This window comes from Paenibacillus sp. GbtcB18, assembly GCF_019091125.1.
Classification (GTDB): Bacteria; Bacillota; Bacilli; order Paenibacillales; family NBRC-103111; genus Paenibacillus_F; species Paenibacillus_F chitinolyticus.
On record NZ_JAGXJX010000003.1, the window covers coordinates 75,347 to 93,712 of the forward strand.

At 44.9% G+C, this 18,366-nt stretch carries 15 protein-coding genes and 2 pseudogenes; 7 read left to right on the forward strand and 10 right to left on the reverse strand.

Going from position 1 to position 18,366, the window contains the following annotated elements; genetic code table 11:
- Positions 1-9: 9 nt before the first annotated feature.
- Positions 10-597, forward strand: a pseudogene (locus tag KVT34_RS10770) (arginase family protein); the annotation flags it as partial.
- A 17-nt stretch (positions 598-614) separates the two neighbouring features.
- Here the strand turns inward: KVT34_RS10770 and KVT34_RS10775 are convergent.
- From KVT34_RS10775 to KVT34_RS10785, 3 genes are all read right to left on the reverse strand, one after another.
- Positions 615-1,148, reverse strand: coding sequence for a P-loop nucleotide/nucleoside kinase family protein (locus tag KVT34_RS10775; protein WP_217558614.1), 534 nt, complete (start codon positions 1,146-1,148; stop codon positions 615-617).
- A gap of 301 nt (positions 1,149-1,449) precedes the next feature.
- On the reverse strand, positions 1,450-2,868 hold the full coding sequence (locus KVT34_RS10780; protein ID WP_217558615.1) for a sensor histidine kinase: 1,419 nt from the start codon (positions 2,866-2,868) through the stop codon (positions 1,450-1,452).
- Entirely contained in the window at positions 2,868-3,581 is a 714-nt protein-coding gene (locus tag KVT34_RS10785) for a response regulator transcription factor (protein ID WP_217558616.1), read from the reverse strand. The genes KVT34_RS10780 and KVT34_RS10785 overlap by 1 nt, the downstream gene beginning before the upstream one ends.
- Before the next feature lie 163 nt (positions 3,582-3,744).
- Here KVT34_RS10785 and KVT34_RS10790 point away from each other — a divergent pair, with 163 nt between their 5' ends.
- From KVT34_RS10790 to KVT34_RS10805, 4 genes are read left to right on the forward strand one after another with little or no spacing between them, the layout of a single operon-like run.
- Positions 3,745-4,662: an ABC transporter ATP-binding protein gene (locus KVT34_RS10790; RefSeq protein WP_217558617.1), complete on the forward strand. Its 918-nt coding sequence runs from the start codon at positions 3,745-3,747 to the stop codon at positions 4,660-4,662.
- Positions 4,659-5,411, forward strand: a complete 753-nt coding sequence (locus KVT34_RS10795; RefSeq protein WP_217558618.1) for an ABC transporter permease — start codon at positions 4,659-4,661, stop codon at positions 5,409-5,411. Before KVT34_RS10790 ends, KVT34_RS10795 begins: the two co-directional genes overlap by 4 nt.
- 12 nt (positions 5,412-5,423) lie before the next feature.
- On the forward strand, positions 5,424-6,155 hold the full coding sequence (locus KVT34_RS10800; RefSeq protein WP_217558619.1) for an ABC transporter permease: 732 nt from the start codon (positions 5,424-5,426) through the stop codon (positions 6,153-6,155).
- A gap of 22 nt (positions 6,156-6,177) precedes the next feature.
- A complete protein-coding gene (locus KVT34_RS10805; RefSeq protein WP_217558621.1) occupies positions 6,178-6,528 on the forward strand; it encodes a YxeA family protein in 351 nt (116 codons plus the stop codon).
- Between the two features lie 121 nt (positions 6,529-6,649).
- Here KVT34_RS10805 and KVT34_RS10810 read toward each other — a convergent pair.
- The 4 genes and pseudogenes from KVT34_RS10810 to KVT34_RS10825 all read right to left on the reverse strand — a co-directional run bounded on the left by KVT34_RS10810 (position 6,650) and on the right by KVT34_RS10825 (position 10,523).
- Positions 6,650-6,956, reverse strand: a pseudogene (locus tag KVT34_RS10810) (VOC family protein).
- 54 nt (positions 6,957-7,010) lie between these two features.
- Complete coding sequence (locus tag KVT34_RS10815; protein ID WP_217558622.1) at positions 7,011-7,505, reverse strand: DinB family protein; 495 nt, start codon at positions 7,503-7,505, stop codon at positions 7,011-7,013.
- 274 nt (positions 7,506-7,779) lie between these two features.
- Positions 7,780-9,018 (reverse strand): 2,3-bisphosphoglycerate-independent phosphoglycerate mutase, encoded by a 1,239-nt coding sequence (locus KVT34_RS10820; protein WP_217558623.1) that lies wholly within the window; start codon positions 9,016-9,018, stop codon positions 7,780-7,782.
- A 17-nt stretch (positions 9,019-9,035) separates the two neighbouring features.
- On the reverse strand, positions 9,036-10,523 hold the full coding sequence (locus KVT34_RS10825; protein WP_217558624.1) for an SLC13 family permease: 1,488 nt from the start codon (positions 10,521-10,523) through the stop codon (positions 9,036-9,038).
- Between the two features lie 266 nt (positions 10,524-10,789).
- Between KVT34_RS10825 and KVT34_RS10830 the strand changes: the two genes are divergently transcribed.
- Positions 10,790-11,692 (forward strand): LysR family transcriptional regulator, encoded by a 903-nt coding sequence (locus KVT34_RS10830; protein WP_217558625.1) that lies wholly within the window; start codon positions 10,790-10,792, stop codon positions 11,690-11,692.
- Between the two features lie 143 nt (positions 11,693-11,835).
- Here the strand turns inward: KVT34_RS10830 and KVT34_RS10835 are convergent, their stop codons facing one another.
- The 3 genes from KVT34_RS10835 to KVT34_RS10845 form a co-directional block, all read right to left on the reverse strand.
- Positions 11,836-15,000, reverse strand: coding sequence for a hybrid sensor histidine kinase/response regulator (locus KVT34_RS10835; protein ID WP_254634771.1), 3,165 nt, complete (start codon positions 14,998-15,000; stop codon positions 11,836-11,838).
- A 201-nt stretch (positions 15,001-15,201) separates the two neighbouring features.
- Positions 15,202-16,209, reverse strand: a complete 1,008-nt coding sequence (locus KVT34_RS10840; protein WP_217558627.1) for a zinc-dependent alcohol dehydrogenase — start codon at positions 16,207-16,209, stop codon at positions 15,202-15,204.
- A 124-nt stretch (positions 16,210-16,333) separates the two neighbouring features.
- Entirely contained in the window at positions 16,334-17,167 is an 834-nt protein-coding gene (locus KVT34_RS10845; RefSeq protein WP_217558629.1) for an AraC family transcriptional regulator, read from the reverse strand.
- Positions 17,168-17,328: 161 nt separating this feature from the next.
- On the opposite strand from KVT34_RS10845, the gene KVT34_RS10850 reads away from it, so the two are divergent.
- A complete protein-coding gene (locus tag KVT34_RS10850; protein WP_217558631.1) occupies positions 17,329-18,309 on the forward strand; it encodes an arsenic resistance protein in 981 nt (326 codons plus the stop codon).
- The last annotated feature ends 57 nt before the right edge of the window (positions 18,310-18,366 follow it).

Genomic DNA, 18,366 nt, shown 5'->3' on the forward strand with positions numbered 1-18,366 from the left:
GAGAAAAAAATGACTAAACAAACCATACGCCTGCTGATGCCGCAATGGCAAGGGGGAGACAATCCTAACTACTCTTTTGGAGCCGAACTCCTTGCTTGGCTAGCTCCTGACAATGATGATCAGCCCCTTATTCATGTCCCCGTCCAGGCTTATGACGGAATTCCGCTTGAAAACGAGAACGGTACGTATGGAAGACAACAACTGCTTGAGCAATTAGAGGCTGCTCATCATATCATTGATGCTTATAAACCCGATCGTATTGTCATGTTTGGTGGTGACTGCTTAGTCGAACAAGCCCCTTTCGCCTATTTAAACGAACGATATAAGGGGAAATTAGGTTTGGTTTGGATGGATGCTCACAGCGATTTAGGCAGAATTGTCGGGTATGATTATGGGCATACCTTACCTCTCGGGAACTTGTTGGGAGAAGGTGATGAAGAGTTCGCCAAACATGTAAAAATTCCTCTAAACCCTGATAATGTGTTTATTGCGGGTATAAATGTACAAACAGATCTGGATACAGAAACCATTCAACGACTAGGTATTAAAACGGCTGATACCCAAGAGTTAATGAACAGCACCAAATCTATAGAGGAAACTGCTTGGAGAAATACCTATTTTAAATAAGTAAAGTCATTAGAACACACTCTGCGTTCCCGATCCAACAGTGCACGCAACGTCATCAAGCTTTCGGCCGCAGTTTGATGAGCTGTGTCGATGACGATGTGATCTCGGTCCCAAGCATCATACTGCCGGTTCCTTACCTTCTCCCAAGTAGGTAGAACCAGACCAGGTATATCGGCTGCGCGCGTTTCGACTCGATGCCTGTGTTCACGATCGTCAGAGCAGATCACTTCGATTTCCACAAACGGAGTTTCAAGAGATTCTGCCACGTTGCGCCAAGCTTGACGCGTTTCTTCGATAGGATTGACTGTGTCCGCTATGACGTCAAGGCCCAACCGGAGATTCTGCGATGCAATCGCATAACAGACGAGGTAACCCGCAGGTCCATCCACCCAAGTTCCGGCATCCCGCATAGCCTGCTCCACGACGTCGACTCGCAGATACGCTGCCTGTAACTCTCCAGCCAGAGCGGATGATAGCGTGGACTTTCCGGTGCCCGGCAACCCGCTAAAGATATAAAGCATAATGCTCTCCTCCTTCACAGCAAAAACAGTATACCGTGAGGTACTTGTTCCCGTTCCAGGTCAGATAAAATAAAGAATTCTACATATTGTACATGACTAATATGTGGAACTCTTTATGTATAACTATCGTTCCCCGTTAGCTGAATAAACGACGCATAAACAAGCTTATGTCGCTAGCTATTTTCTGTTGATCAAGAATGTTTTCCCCCCGGGTTTTCTCACATGAACTTAGTCAAATTCTACAAGTGTTATTTCATAGATTAGACTTGCCTACCGCTTCGCACCAAAACCACATGTAAAATCAAATTTCCTCATTGTCTACTTTTTCATTCGGTGACTGTACAGGGAATTCCAGTACCGCTCTTAGGCCTCTTTGGTCTACGCCACTTGTAAGAATGAGGCGGCCATGATGCGCCTTCGCAATCCTTGCCACCATCGGAAGCCCCAGGCCGTGACCTTGCTGATCAGGCCGCTTTCTCCTCGTTGAGTAGTGCAATTCGGTAATCTCCGCCAATTGCTCCTGTAGGATTCCTCGTCCACTATCTCTTACGATAAAGAGATAATGGGATCGGTCATTGGATAAAGAAGCTTCTATGATGATTTTGCAGCCCTGCGAGTTATGAAGCACGCTGTTCTGGACAAGATTACTGATTGCCCGAAGAAGCAATTTCTCGTCCCCATGGATCTGAACCGCTTCATCGGTCAGTTTCAATTCAATCACATAGCGGTCATCCAATCCGTTATTCAAAAATTCCGTGACAACCTGTCTTGCCAAAACCGATAGTCGGATGGGCTTCAAATGCAAAGGCTGCATTTCATACTCGAGCATGGAGACCAGATTCAGGTCACTTACAAGTGAACGAAGTTTCTCGCCTTGCCGCCGGATAATACCGGCCTGATGCCGCTGCTCCTTTGGCAAGTCTGAATGATCCTCCATTTCACTTGCATAACCGAGCACGAGCGAGAGAGGTGTCCGAATATCATGAGAAATCCCGGCAATCCAGTTGGAGCGTGCTTCATCCCGAGCTTGCAGCGCGGCTGTCTTGCTCTGAAGTATAGCTGACGCGGAATTAATGCTCTGGGCTAAATCACCGAATATACCTTTGGCATCCAACTGAACCGATTCTTGCTCCCTGGCTAGATTGTGAACGCCATCCACCAGAGGGCGTATCTTTCTTATGAGACGCGTGCCAATGACAACAGATATCAGCAGAGCCAACGCTAAATTACAGAGTAGCAATAGTACAATCCGCAGAGGCAACGAACTTATCCACTCTGTAAGAAAATCCAATTGATATTTCCAGTGGCTTTCCTTGGGATACCCTACCACCATCAGACCATCCTTATGTTCCGACGTATAAACCGGATAATCCATAAGGTAATACCGCGAGAACTTGGCTACATCGACTAGATTGTAGGATTTAGGAACATCATGAGGTAGATGGTAGTCCCATCTCACATGACCTTTTTCACCGAGCAGCATGGCCCAGGCATGATTCTGCTTCAGAAGCTCGGTAGCCTGCTCGTCCAGTTGAAAGCTGTCGTCCTGCTTCTCCAAACTTTTGGCCACTTGCTTAACCATGCCTTCTGGGGACGGGTGCTGGTAATTTTCTGAGAACACCAGCGTGCCCAAGAGTACGAAATTAAAAATAAGCAGAAATATCGAGATAAAAATGGTCGTGGCGACAAACCGGCGTAATATGCGAATAATTCCTTCCACTAACGTATCTCCTTCACCAGCAACTTATATCCCAGTCCTCTGACGGTGAGAAGATGAATCGGTTTGGAGGGATCGAGCTCGATTTTTTCACGTACCCGCCTGATATGGACCATTAATGTATTTTCGTATCCGTAGCTGTCATCTCCCCAAACGGCCTGACATAAGGCGTCACTTGTGACAATGCGATTCTGGTTTTCGTACAACTTTACAAGAATCGCATGTTCCTTTGCCGTCAATGGCAGCTCTTTATGATTCCTGTGCACAACAGCGCTATCCAGATCAATGATTTGTTCTCCCAATCGAAAAGCAGACAAGCGCTCCACCACGGGAGAGGAGTAGACCCGCTTTAGTATTGCCATAAGCCGTAATACCAGCTCCCGCGGTAGAAACGGCTTCACAATGTAATCATCTGCCCCCAAACCTAGCCCAAGCAATCGGTCTTCATCCTCACCCCGTGCGGAGAGAAAAAGAATAGGAGTTTCCGAGAACTGTCTGATGGAAGACAGAAGCGAGAATCCATCGCCATCAGGCAGCATGACATCGAGAATCGCGATATCCGGCTTGCCTGTGTGGCAGATCGATAGAGCTGAAGCACAGTCGGCTGCTGTGAAAATGCGGAAAAATCCCTCTTTTCTTAAAAATCTTTCTATCATAATTCTGATATCCGTTTCATCATCTACAATTAATATTTTTTTGTCTTTTAAATTCTCCATGCTGCACCACCTGAATTTATTATACATGAACAGAGGGAATAGCTGTGTTTTTCAGATTCTATTTAAGGTTGGCGTAAGGTCTTCTAAAGATTAAGGAAAGGTGGATTCCTTACTGTTAAAAGAGAGGGAAATATTTAAAAGACTTGAATGGAGCTGACTTTCTATGAGCGCATTAGCAATTGTGCAAACGCAAAATCTGTCCAAAACGTATGGGGCAATTCACAGTGTGAATAAAGTTGATTTACATGTACAGGAGGGAGAAATCTATGGGTTTCTGGGCCCAAACGGAGCGGGGAAAACGACTACGCTAAAAATGCTGCTCGGACTCATTAAGCCTACTGAAGGGACAATTAACATTTTCGGGGAAAGCCTGAGCAAACATCGACCATCCATACTGCAACGTACCGGATCACTAATTGAATCTCCCTCCTACTACGGACATTTGACTGGGCTTGAGAATATGAAGGTCATGCAGCGCCTGCGGAACGTGCCAGATAAAAACGTAGATGAGGCGCTTCGTATTGTACGGCTAGAAAATCAGAAGAACAAAAAAGCTGAACAATATTCGCTAGGAATGAAGCAACGGCTGGGAATCGCAATGGCCCTGCTGGCCTTCCCCAAGCTGTTGATCCTCGATGAACCGACGAACGGTCTTGATCCCGCAGGCATTGGTGAAATTCGGGAGCTTATCAAATTGTTACCCGAACGCTATGGAATAACGATATTGCTCTCCAGCCACCTTCTCTCTGAGATCGAACAGATCGCTACCTCAGTAGGCATTATCAGCGAAGGGAATCTGTTGTATCAGGGCAGTATGGACAGCCTGCGGCAAAAAAATAGAAACGCCATTTTTATGAAAACGGGGGACAATGCCAAAGCGGAGCAGCTACTATTCACGCAAGGATACCGTCCAACACAAAGCGGAGGCCGACTTGAGCTTAGCAATATTCAGGATTCGGATGTGGCGGAAATGAACAAAATGCTTGTTGAGCATCAAATCGCTGTCACTCGGATCGAGGAACAGAAGAAAAGTCTGGAGGATATCTTCCTTGAGTTGACAGGAAAGGAGCGGAGCTTGTGATCAAGTTATTAGGACTGGAATATTTCAAAATCCGTCGCAAAAAAATATGGATTATGATTATCTTATTTCTTGTCGTGGAGATGCTGTGGGCTTTTATGTCCATTAGCCGGTCCATTGCGAGCAATCCGGATCACGCCGTTTGGGAATCTATTTTTTTTAGTATATCCTCCATGAATGGCTTTTTTATGCCGATTATTTCAGCCGTTGTTGTCTCGCGCATTTGTGATATGGAGCATAAGGGATCGACCTGGAAAATGCTTGTTGCGACCAATGTGGGACGCAGGCATCTCTACGCGGCAAAGTATATTAGCACCAATATTCTGCTCCTGTATGGCATCTGTGTACAAGCTTTATTCATCATCGTGTTTGGGGTCATAAAGGATTTCCCCGGTACGCTTCCTATTGATCTACTATTCCGGTTCATTGGGGGGACCCTACTGACAACTCTCGCTGTCACAGCACTTCAGCAATGGATTTCTTTTGCTATTAAAAATCAGGCTTTTGCGCTGTGCATGGGCATGCTAGGCGGTTTCATCGGAATGACCGCCGGATTATTTCCGGCTGCGATTAGACATATTTTTATCTGGTCTTACTATTTGGATCTCAGTCCGGTTACTTATCGATACTCCGAGTCTGCGGGCGCCTATCTAGTACAGCCATTAAGCTTTGGAATTGTAGTGGGGGCGTTGATAATGACCGTCCTGTTCTATATCGCCGGGAACATCCATGTAAGCCGGCAGGAAATCTGAGGAGGAAAGTTGATGAAACGAAGTATTTCTGCTGAATGGCTCAAACTGCGTCATTCCCGGATCAGTCTTGTCATCGCTGTACTTCCAATCATAAGTCTGTTGATTGGATGTGCGAATTATTATTTGAACCAGGGCGCCCTGCAAAATGGTTGGTATAGCCTGTGGACCCAGGTCAGTCTGTTTTACGGTGTGTTTTTCCTACCTATTCTCATTGCCATCTGTTGTTCCTACATATGCAGACTGGAGCATTTAAACCGAAATTGGAATATGGTAATGACCTCTCCTGTATCAGTTGCCAGTGTGTTTCTTGCCAAATGGATTGTCGTTAGCATTTTAATCTTGTTCGCGCAAGCGCTGTTCTTGGGACTCTACTGGCTTGCAGGTACCTTGCTCTCCTTACCAGGGCCTTTCCCTGTAGAGACGATAGATTGGACGATATGTGGATGGTACGCATGTATGTCCATTAGCGCTCTTCAATTGAGACTTTCGCTGCAGATCCGCAGCTTCGCTACGCCTATCGGCATTAGCCTGTGTGCGGTATTTATTGGTCTTGGCATGTATATTGCCAAGCTCGGAATATTGTTCCCATTCTCATTACTCAACATTGGCATGCGTGTGATGAGTCAGGATAAATTGACTGATATGCAGATCTTTCTATTTTGGATGATTAATTTGGCTTTTATTATCATTTTCGCGTCGATGTCTATTCGCCGGTTGAAGAGTAAAGATATCGTCACATCCTGATTGCGCTTAGGAGGAATTTATAATGAAAAAAATGTTGCTAGTGCTGGGACTCATGATCGTGATTGGAACATGCTTGTGGATGTTCTTCTTCAATCCGGAGAAGCTGAATCCTGAGACTTCTGCGGGAAAAACAATCTATTATGCGATGATAACCGGACTTGGTGTGCAAGATGAGAATGGGCGTTATAAGTATGAGCTGACTTCCTATAATGAGGGAGGGAATGAAAAGAAGCTTGGTTTTTCGGCAGGAAAGCAATTGGGAGAAGGAGCTTATGTTCAGCTATATCACACGTTGATTCGGGGCGTAACATACTGGAAAGAGGTTACCTTCGCAGAGTTGCCGAAGGCGGTTCAGGAGCAATATCAACAATAATAAGTTTTTTTGAGGCTGCCATAAGGCAGCCTTTAGTCTTTCAATCAACATTTCGCTTTAACGGAATAATCTGTTACCTTCAGGCGGTTGGAACTTGAATGAATTACTAAACCAGTTACTACTAATTTTGTGATTTTTCGGACTTTACCATATCGTTCCACTCACTTAAATAAACTGCATATCCCAAATTTTTAGGTTCAGACGGCAGCGACGAAATAAACTCTAATTCGTTACCATCAGGATCGTTAAAATAAATAGCTGCCGCCTTCCCAAAGACCAAGTAATTGACGTTCCTTTCCAATATAAAAAAATGCAATTCCTCTTTCCTCAATTAATAATGAAAGTTCCAGTCCCAACTTGTTATAAAATTCAATAGAAGCATTCAAATCTTTCACTTGTAAATGAGTCTCGTATAGATTCTTAATCATAGCTCTGTTCCTTATTCGTGAAAATTCACTGTCCCTCCCGATAGTTGAACGAAGTTACCCTTGCACGTTCGTCTCGTTAAGCCTTACTATCTTTTTCAAAAACATCATTTGTCCGATATGATACGCATTATGGATACACAAATTTGAAACGACGTTCCACCACTGAGCATTGAAGTAGGAAGGTATTCTGCCTTCTAGTTTTGACACTTCACAATTAGCAATAATGTCACGCCAATCGGAAAAGCCCTTACTTAATCGGTGAATGGTTTTACACCAACTTTCTTCGTTTATCTTTAGGTGATCCAACCCAAATGTTTCTTTATTATTTACATTTTCAATTTCAAACATTTCATCATTAATAAAACGTGTTAGCCACATCTCGTTCCAGAAAATGAGGTGGTTCGCGATCTCCCAGATGGAATGTGGATGACCTGCTGTTTTCCAGATCGCTTCAGCAACTGATATATCATCTAAAATTGTTTTAGACGAATTAAACCAACTTTCATCATCATGACAAGCAGCCAGCTGATCGAGTAGAACTTCCTTCACACTAGTTATTATGACCACCCCAAGTTAGTTTTGTTTGACCCCTAAGGTTTTAACCTCTCAAGTTAACAATATTCTATTTTCTTCCACATTATCCTGCCCGTTAGTTGAAAAGGGCTACATACTTAGGTAAGTCCATGTCAGAGAGACCTCCAGCTAAGTCTTTACATGGGATTCCGCCGTAACATGTCAAGAGAGGCGGGGTAAATTCCCGGCCTCTCTTGGATGACGATTAAGGTTTTTACGAGGTAGATTAAGCGTTGTGTTTGCGAAATAGCTAATTCCCCAGCTTTTTCACTCGGCCCATAAGCCCGTGGAGCGTTCGGACAAATTCATTTCCGGTTAAGTGCCCTAGCCCTCCATAAGCACAATCAATTTCATTGTACCGCCAATTCCGGTCTCTTCGGACGCTGGGCCCGTAGATCAGAACCGGAACCGGGTCGCCGGTGTGTTCACCTACCTCACAAGGCGTTGAGTGATCGGCAGCAAGTGCGAGATAGGTGTTATCAGGCAGTCCCTGTGCGATAAGCCCTACCATTTTATCAAACTGCTCGATCGCTTTTGCTTTTTCTAGCGGTTCATTATCGTGACCGTTCAGGTCGGGCGCCTTGAAATGTACCAAAACCATATCACTGTGGGCGATTTCCTCGACCGCCAGTTTTGCTTTCAGCTCGATATTCGTATCGATATTTCCTGTCATAGTACTATCCGTGATGGCTTTAAAACCGGCCAGCCGTGCAACGCCGAGAACCGTACTTTCTCCCGCGATGCAGCTTCCCTTTATGTTTAGTTCATCCGTGACCGGCTCAAGACGAGCCATCTTCCCGGCTCCCCTGGTAAGAATAAAATTAGCGGGCAGGTTGCCCTGTTCGATACGTTTTGCATTGACCGGATGATCCGATAAGATGGCGTGAAATTCAGAAAGAAGCTTACTCAGGATCGATGCCGTTCTCTTGGACTCCTCGGAATCGTCCAGCGGCCGTACCTCTTGATAAGGAGATCCGTCGTTCGGCGCTTTAGGGTCCGAATCGCTGATATTTTCGCTCAGTCCGGCTCCCCGCAGGATAAGTACAGCCCGATGTTCCGTTGCCGGTTTGAAATGCACCTTTACTCCTTCAAGCTCCAAACCGTCGATCGCATCCGCGATTTCATCCGTTCCCTGCCGTATCCGTCCCGCTCTGCGATCGACAACGATTCCGTTGTCGTCCACCGTGGCGAAGTTGCACCGAAGCACGACATCTCCCTCTTGAACATCCATTCCGATTCCCAAAGCTTCGATCGGCCCTCGTCCGGGATAATGATGCGGCTGATAGCCGAATAAAATCATATGCCCCATATCCGTCCCCACGGGAATGCCCGAACCGATCAAATCCATCATGCCTGAAATGCCCATCAAAGCCAGCTTGTCCAAATGAGGCGTCTTCGCGAATTCCAACGGCGTTTCATGATTAAGCAAGGGGTGGGGGCGGTCCCCTACCCCGTCAGCAATGGCTAAAATAACTTTTCTCTGCAGCATGGCAGCCTCCTTATGTTCTATATTCCGATGACTTTAAACCAGGTGAATACGGCCAAGCTGATCACGCAAGCACCGATAAAGCATGTCACGACCGCATATTTCACTTGATCCAATACGGTAAAATATCCTGTGCCGAAATAGATGGTATTCACCTTGGAATGCGGCGGAAGCGTAATGGTGTACGTCATGGTCATGGCTGCGGCTAAAGCCAGCGGGACAGGGTCAAGTCCGAGCGTTTTGGCCAGTGCGATGAATGCCGGTATCAATATCGTCACTCGTACGGTTTTGCTGGTAAAGATAAGATGGCTGTACATGCTGAGGAACACCACCACGATATAAACCAGAGCATGGTTCATCTGCTCTAACCCCAGAGCGTTGACAACCTTGCCGATGATCCATTCCGCGCCTTTCGATTTATCCAGCGCATTGCCGACCGCGTAGGCACCTGCCGCGAAAATCATCAGCTCCCACTTGATGTTGGTCTCTTTCCATGTCAGCAAACCGACTCGGGGCAAGAGACACAGGAGCGCAGAGAGCACGGCCGTTTGTTCCGTACTGATTTCGAAACCAAACCAACCCTTGTGATAGTCACCGGTCGCCCATAGAACGACAGTAAAAATAAAGATTGCCACAGCCTTCTTTTCATCCAGGGAGAAGGAACCCAACTTCTTTAACTCATCCCTGAGTGTATCCATTGCGCTTGTGAAATTGTTTTCATCCTTGAATGAAAACAGCTTTAATCCGACGAAGAATGTGATGAGCATTGTAACGATCGCAGTAGGCATAGAGGCCAGAAGCCAATCCATGTAGCCGATGCTGCCCCCTGCCTGATCATTAATGAATCCGACTGCGATAATGTTTCCCGAAGTAGCCGTCATGACACCCGATGTCGCAATCGCGTCCGCTTGAATCCCTTGAAGCATCATCGTCTTTCCAAGGTTGCTTTTACCCGGTATCGCTTTGTAAACTTCCAACAAAATTAAGCAAATCGGCACCATAAGTGTAGCTCTGGCCGTAGTGGAAGGAACGAAGAAGGCGAGAATAAAATTGATGACGATCAATAAAAATAACGTCGTTTTCGGCGTCTTCCCAAACTTTGTGACCATCCACAACGATAATCTTCTGCCCAAATTCGACTTGATCATAGCAGCGGTAAGAATAAACGCGGAGACCATCAGCCAGATGACGTCGTACCCTAATGTTTCGAACGCGACCGATTGATCCTTAACTGCTCCGACTAAAGGAAGCAGCAAAATGGCCATAATGGACGTCAAATAAATAGGAATCGGGGTGGTAATCCAAAGAATGAGCGCTCCGGTGAATATGGCGATCGAACTTTGGGCCTGCGCGCTCATGCCTTCAGGCGCCGGCATAAAGAAAAGCAGCAATACGACCGTTAGGGCCAGGGGAATCCCCCACTTCTTCATGCTTTCTTCCATCTTGCTCTTTTTCTTGATCGGCGGCTGTTTGACATCACTTTCCAAGTTCTTTTTGACCTCAGACATCTCGTGTCCTCCCCGTCTAATGTTAGCGCTTTCATGATAGATAACATTTTTTCTTGAATCAATCCGGTTTTATTCTTGTCATCCTCACTTCTTGATATCATTCCCGCCTCTCTGGCAACCATCATTCATACATGGAGTCCCTTCCTTGTATTTATTTTCGTTTGCATGTTTAGTATAGTAACGATAGTTGTATCAATCAATTTGATTATCTTTTGTAAACAATAACAAATCATTATAAACCAATTTTCTTGAAAGGTGAACTGTCCATGAACTTCAGCAAACTGCAAACGTTCCTCACTCTATCCGAGTGCTTGAATTTTACGGAAGCGGCCGAATTGCTCTATTGCTCCCAACCGTCCGTAAGCATGCAAATTCAAAGCATGGAGGCGGAGTTGGGAGTATTACTTTTTGACCGGATCGGCAAAAAGCTTTACCTGACGAAACAAGGCGAAGAGTTCAAGCCTTATGCGGAGCAAATGATCAACCTGCTGCATTCAGCCAAAGATCATATCAGGCAGTTGGAAGACTTATCCTATGGAACATTATCGTTCGGTGCGAGCAATTTTGTGGGTGTCTATCTGCTCCCCATGATCCTGCGCAATTATTCCAAAACGTATCCAAATATTAAAATCAACATGAGCATTACTTCTTCCAGCCATCTTATTCACATGCTGGAATCTAATAAAGTCGAATTTCTTGTACTTTCTGATCGGGTTTCCATGGATGAATCCCGTTTTGAACGTAAAACTTTTTACGAGGACGAGCTTGTCCTCATTGTCAATCCTCTGCACCCGCTGGCCGCAAAGCCGGTTTGTACCCTACAGGACTTGGCCAACGAAACATTCATTATCAAACCCGACAAATCGGCCACCCGAAGTTACTTGGAAGGAAAGTTTGAGGAATTAGGGTTTACTCCACCCAACTATCTGGAAATCAGCAACTTGGAAGGAATTAAACAAGCGGTCATTCATGAACTTGGCGTGTCGATTGTTTCTAACTTTGCCATTCAACAAGAAGTTAAACACGGATTAATCGTCAAAATCCCCGTAAAAGGGGTTACCTTCACCAGGGGGATCTGTTATGTCTATCATCGTCAAAAGCATCTTTCTCCTGCGGCCAAAGGACTTGTTTCATTATTGGATCAATTCTATGACGTAAATTCCGACTAATGGGCGAAGCAACCGAAGTGTGATAGCAGCCTTTGGCTTGTTTCTTCCGGCGCTGCCCGGTTGGGTTCGCAGAGCATGAAAATAACCGGGCAAGCAACAGCCTACCCGGTTCATCCGCTTTACTGCTATTTGCGATACCCTTTTCAGCTTAACGGGTCTATCGTATCTTCATTATTTGACCTGTTACGCACATGAAAAGTTACCTTTGTCCCTGAATCTGCCGTACTATGTATGTCGAGTCCTGTTCCAAAGTGCCGTTTTAATCGCTGGTCCGTATTAATTAATCCGACTCCCGAACTGCTGTCCGCTTTTCTTTCCAGTATTCTTTGTAATTGATCTTTGTCCATTCCAATCCCATCGTCTTCTACGGTTATCTCTGTATGCGTGCCATAGACAGAAACCCGGATAACGATCTTCCCTCCGCGGGGGCGATTCATAACTCCATGTCTTATCGCATTTTCAACGAGAGGCTGGATCGTAAGAAACGGGATTTCTAACCCCGCACAGTCATCTATCTCCCAATGGATCTGCAGCCTGTCTTCGAAACGGATCTTTTCGATATATAAGTAAGAGCGAACTAGACTTAGCTCCTCTTCAATCGGAACAAGTCCATTCGGATTTTCGAATTTAAATTTATTTCTCAAAAAATTGCTGAGCTCATGGAGCAGATTGCCCATCTTATCCAAATTGATGTCTCTTAAAGCTATGACGGAATTTAAGGCATTGAATAAAAAATGAGGCTGAATTTGCGCTTGGAGCCATGCGGCTTCTAATTGCAATTGTTCACGAACGACTTGTTTAATCGTGGTTAGAGCCTCGATCCGAGACTTTATTTCTATGGCCTCCACCGGCTTCGTCACATAGTCGTTTGCCCCCGCCAAAAATCCGCTCTGAATATCTTGCGGTTGACTTCTTGCGGTAAGGAGCAGGATAGGAAGTTCTGCGAGTGTAAATCGCTCCCGAATGATCCGCGTCAGCTCATAACCGGACATCTGCGGCATCATAATATCAGAAATGATCAGATCCCATTCCTTGGTATCCAGTACCGCTAACGCTTCTTTGCCGCTCGTTACCATCGTCACCTCATATTCTTCCGGCGGTAGAATGGTTTCAAGCACTTGAAGGTTGATAGGATCATCATCAACAATTAATAAGTGCGGACGATCGCGATGCACGTCTAACAAAATGGTTGGTTTCACTGCCGGCGTGATATCCGCGTTTTCCACGTTTATCCCGAGATTTTCTTGAATCGGCACGGATCGTACTGGCCATGGCTCAAGTGAGCTCGTCCCATCGTTCTCTTCCTCCACCTCCAAGTCCGCCAGCTTTAATGAAAATGTAAATTCAGAGCCTTCTCCTGCAACAGAAGATACATCTAACGTACCTCCCTGAAGTTCGACCAGCTGCTTGCTTATACTCAAACCTAACCCGAAGCCGCCTTCAATCATGGTCTCATTCGTGCTGGCTTGCTCATACGGACGGAATAGGCGCTTAAGCATGTTCTCATCCATTCCGATCCCGGTATCCGCAATAACGATATAGGCTTGTCCCTCTTCCACATAAGCTCGAATCGAAATGACCCCGTCATTCGTATATTTCACTGCATTATGAAGTAGATTGAACATAATTTGAGTCACCCGGTTCTCATCCGCATGTACGGGAGGAAAATCTTCAGGAATTTGATTGACAATTTGCAGAGCCTTCACTTCTGCATTTAATTGCAGCATATCAAGCACGCCGGTCACAATCGGCTGAATAAACAGGACTCTTTTCTGTATACGCGGATTGCCCTCCCGTAAACTCATCACATCAATCAAATCATGGATGGTCAATGTCACTCGGCGTCCTACCGATAAAATCGTTTCAAGCTCTTTGATACTCCTTTCCTGCAACAAATGTCCTTCCCGTTTTAAAACGGATTGTGACATGTTAAGCATGCTATGAAGCGGATTTTTAAATTCATGTGAAGTATTGGCCAGAAATTGATCTTTATGGTCATTCATCCTTTGCAAGGTTGTCGCAAGCTCTTTCGTGTTCGCATGCATGTTAAAATAATCTTTAAACCATACGGCGGCTATACAACCCATCGAAATAATCAAATCGAACGGATAATAGACTAGACTAAAACCGACTTCACGCCAGATCAGCAGCCATATAAAATGATGAATCAGCACAAGGAATGAAACAAGCAGTAAAAAATTTCCTCTTGCATCCTTGATTACTTTTTTCAGAAACGTAATCATCGTGATCCCTACCGCAATCCCGCTGAGCAGGTAATAAACGGGGAAAAGCATCGTCACCTGATAAGGAACTAAAAACAGCGTAATGCCTCCAGTCCCCAAAACCACTGCCCTATATACAGGATATATCCTGCTCCAGTAAGGAAGTTCGCGATGATTCGTACATCCGAGCAGGGCATAAACTCCAATCATTAAAGCCGCATTAGTTAACCGGAAATCCCAAACGGTGCCGATATACACGATTTGATGAAACAACTTCTCATCGTTGCTTAATACACTCGTAAGCAGGATCGAAAATGTCAGCAAAGAAAAATAAAGCAGCTTCTTTTCCTTATTTCCGAGTAAAAATAAAATAAGCGAATAGACAGAATGCATAAGAAATAGGACGGATGCCAGAAGCTGCATAGAAATGGAAACCTTGATTTCCTTCGTAATCGCTTCTTCTGAACCGAATTTAACGGATCGAACAATGCCGCTGCTTCGACTATCCACATAATTGGCCGCTTGAATCACGAGTTCGATGACACCGTTTTTGTCTGCCGTAAACGTGGTAGAATAAGGAAGGTTCTTCGCCATAGAGTCATTTTCCGATTCCGCCACCCGTCCGGATTTTGCAAGCAATCGGCCATTGACGTACAATTCCGATGAAGTGCGTACGCTGGGCACACGAATACTATAATTCAGGTCCTTTTCCGGATTTACATAAACTCGCAAGCGATAAGACCCAAATCCGTATGGAGTTGACTTCTCGGCATGCAACGCTTCATTCCATTTTCCCGGAACCTGAATAAGCTTTGGCTGACTCTCGCCAAATTGTTGCGGCCGCCTGCCATCCATCAGTCGTTGAGAAGGATAAAACTCCCATTCCCCATCAAGTAAAACAACTTTTCCGTCTTCCGCATTCCAATAACGCAAATCGAGTTGCCCGTTTTTAATGGGCTCATGCTTTTGATCACGAAACATCTCCATCCACAAAACGCGCGAACCGGACAGAATAATGACTAACAATGCTAGCACGACTAGCATATAGCTTTTCTTTTTTTGATCGTTCGATGAATGATTCCCCAAGAAATATACCTCTCCTATTCGATTTCTTCTAAAACATTTATGTAGGGCACTAACTCCTCGTTTATTTAATGCCATGAATTTCCTTGTGTCTATTATACAGCCATACTTACTTAGCAAACTTTAGTTTTTTATATGGAAATTAAAAAGAATGAGCAAAATGTCTTTTGCCCATTCTTTTATGAATTGAATTTAATTCCTTACTTAGCTCTGATCCTTTAAATTCGTCCAATCAAAAAGAACCCCCATGGCCGTACTTCGGTTTTGCACCAGTGAATCATAGACCTCAGCGGCCTCTAGCGGAGAATAGCGATGGGTAATCAATGGGGCTACATTCATTCTTCCCTGCGTAATGTAGCTCAAATACAGAGCCGTCATATCGGGATGATCCCAACCTTTGTAATTCATGGTACCATGGATGCCCAGAATGGCAACGGAGTTGGACACCACATTGCTTCCCATTCCCTGTGCAGTAGGAGTAGCGGTATCCCCAAGTAAAATCACGCGTCCGAAATTGTTGACGAGTTGCGTGGCATGAGCCAATACAGCCGGATGCCCCGTAATATCGAAGACAACGTCAAGCATTTTCCCCTTAGTCTTCGTTGAAATTTCGCCCTTAGCTGTCGCCGCATCCATTGCCATCCGATGGATGCTCGCCTTCTCGGGAAGGAGCCGGATTCGGCTTTCCGCCGGATCTATGGCGTATATCTCTTTGGCCCCGGACAGATAGAGATATTGGGTAACCAATTGTCCAAGGAGTCCAAGCCCGATCACACCGACCGTTTCTCCGAGAAATAACTCCGCTCTCCTTACCCCAAGCTGCGTTGTTTTGGCAAGACTGATCCATACGCCTTCCTCGGAGCTGACTTCATCGGGAAGCACGGTTACTTGGGTGGCTTCTGTCTTAAAATATTGGGTATGCGGTCCATCAAAAAATACGCGATCGCCTTTGTGAACGGTCCGGACATCCTCACCGCCATCAAGTACTTCAGCGACCATCGAATAGCCGGGGGAAAACGGATACTTAACCCAACTGGCCCAGTTAGTATCCTTGTCGAACACACCTCTAAGACATTGAAGTTCCGTACCTGTACTAATGAGTGAAGTGATAGCCGCGCATAAAATTTCTGTTTTTCCGAGTTTGGAATCGAACGATTCCTTGCGAATCTCTACCTTTTGTTTTTCAGCGAAAACGATACTTAATGTTTCCATCTTCATTCCTCCTCCGAAGGGATGAATTACCTTTGTGATTAGCTTAGATCCTTCGGATTAAGAAAAGAAGAGCATGGTTTTGCAGAAATTTAACACTTATACAGGTCAAAATGTCGGATGACTATTAGAGGTTTTTATTAAACAATCCCTTGTATTGACTTGGGGAAATACCCGTGTACTTTTTGAAAAGACGGGTAAAGGTTTGGACATCGTTAAAACCAAGGCTGGTGCTAATTTCCGTCATGTTCATTTCCTGTATGTTTAAAAGCGATTTGGCTTTTTCAATTTTGATCTCCCGATGCAGCAGGATGGGCGATTTGCCGAACATTTCTTTGAAACGGTTACTGACATAGGTTGGATTCATATGTAATTCCTCGGCTAGATCCGATAACGAAAAGTAAGCCTCCGGCTGAGATACGATTTTCAGTAAAATGGATAAAAAGCTGTGAGACTGCTGCCTCATCTCGACGGCGTGAACATTTTCAAAAGCATTGTCTACTAATAAATACAGCAACTCCAGCGATTTGGCTTTTTGCAAAATGATGTTGGATATGGAACTCCCTTGTGTCCTGGAGAGCATAAATTCGTCAAATACGGCTTCGAACTTTTTGTGATTTTTCAGCGGATAAATGTAGGGGATTTGTAGAAGCGGCAGAACATCAACCACATTCTGAATCTTAAAAGTGAAATTCCACCATAGAAACTCAGTCTCCTCCTCATTATCTTTGTATTGATCATATTCCAGATGGGGAGGGATAAAGATGACAGTTCCCGGATCAATGTCATAGATTTGATTCTGAACTCTGAGTTTGGCCGATCCTTTTCTTATATAAGTCATCATATAAAATTCTTTAATGATGTTCTTTCTATAGTTCATCTCCGTACGGTGATGGATATCGAACGTCAAAATTTTCAACTCGGCTGTTTCCAGCAGAGAGGAGAGGATGTCATCCTTCATAAGTAGCACATCCTTTTGCGGAAGATGATGTGGGCCGATTTTTAATTTAGAGATATTAATAGTTAACGTTATTAATTATGTTAAGATGAGTGCTAAAGCGAAGGTTGATCCGATCTCGATTCGTTCCAGAGTGACTCATGTTAGAAAGGACCGTGCAAGAAATGATTTCAAGAGATCAATTAGAAAAAAATCAAGCATGGCTTTATGCTTTCGTACTAATCATCGCCGCTGGATTTGGTTTGTTGTGGCCGGATTCCAGCGAAAACTTAGACCGTATGATTTCATTTGTACTTGCCATCTTGATGTATGGAATGTTTGCCCAAATCCCCTTCTTTCGTTTGAAAGAGGCGCTAACGAATCGAAAGTTCATCTACGCGCTATTGATTACGAATTACATAGTCGTACCTATCCTAGTCTGGGGATTAACCCGTTTTCTTCCGAACGATCCGGCAATCCTGTTAGGTGTACTTCTTGTTTTGCTTACTCCCTGCATTGACTATGTGATTGTCTTTACACATCTTGGGCGCGGGAACGAGAAGCTTATCTTGGTCTCAACCCCTATACTTTTCGTGACCCAAATGCTTTTATTACCGGTCTATCTATGGCTTTTTATGGGCAAGACGGCGGCAGAAATAGTGAGCGTCGGGCCGTTTCTCGAAGCATTCTTAGGTCTTATTGTTGTTCCGCTGGTTCTTGCTCTTCTTACTCAATGGTGGTCAAGACGACAACCGCTGGGAGAACGTTTTCTTGATGCGACAGCATGGCTTCCCGTACCTTTTATGGCACTAACCCTGTTTGTTGTCGTTGCCTCACAAATCTCTAAAGTGTATACCTCTTTTGATTCAATTATCCGGGTGATTCCCGCCTATGCCGCATATATGATCATCATACCCATTTTGGCCCGTATAGTTTCTCGTATTTTCCGTTTAGATACAGGGGCGGGGCGGGCTCTTATCTTTAGTGCGGGAACTCGCAATTCTCTTGTCGTTCTTCCCTTTGCCCTGGCGCTGCCTGAACCTCTAAACGGAGTGGCGTCTGCAGTAATCGTAACGCAAACAATTGTAGAACTGATTGGGGAATTACTGTATATTCGACTTGTTCCAAAAGTACTTTTGCGAGACACGGCAGTACCGAATCAGTAAGGATTGCCCTCTCTTATAGAAAAACAAGACCGCCACTCTAATGGGAAGGTCTTGTTT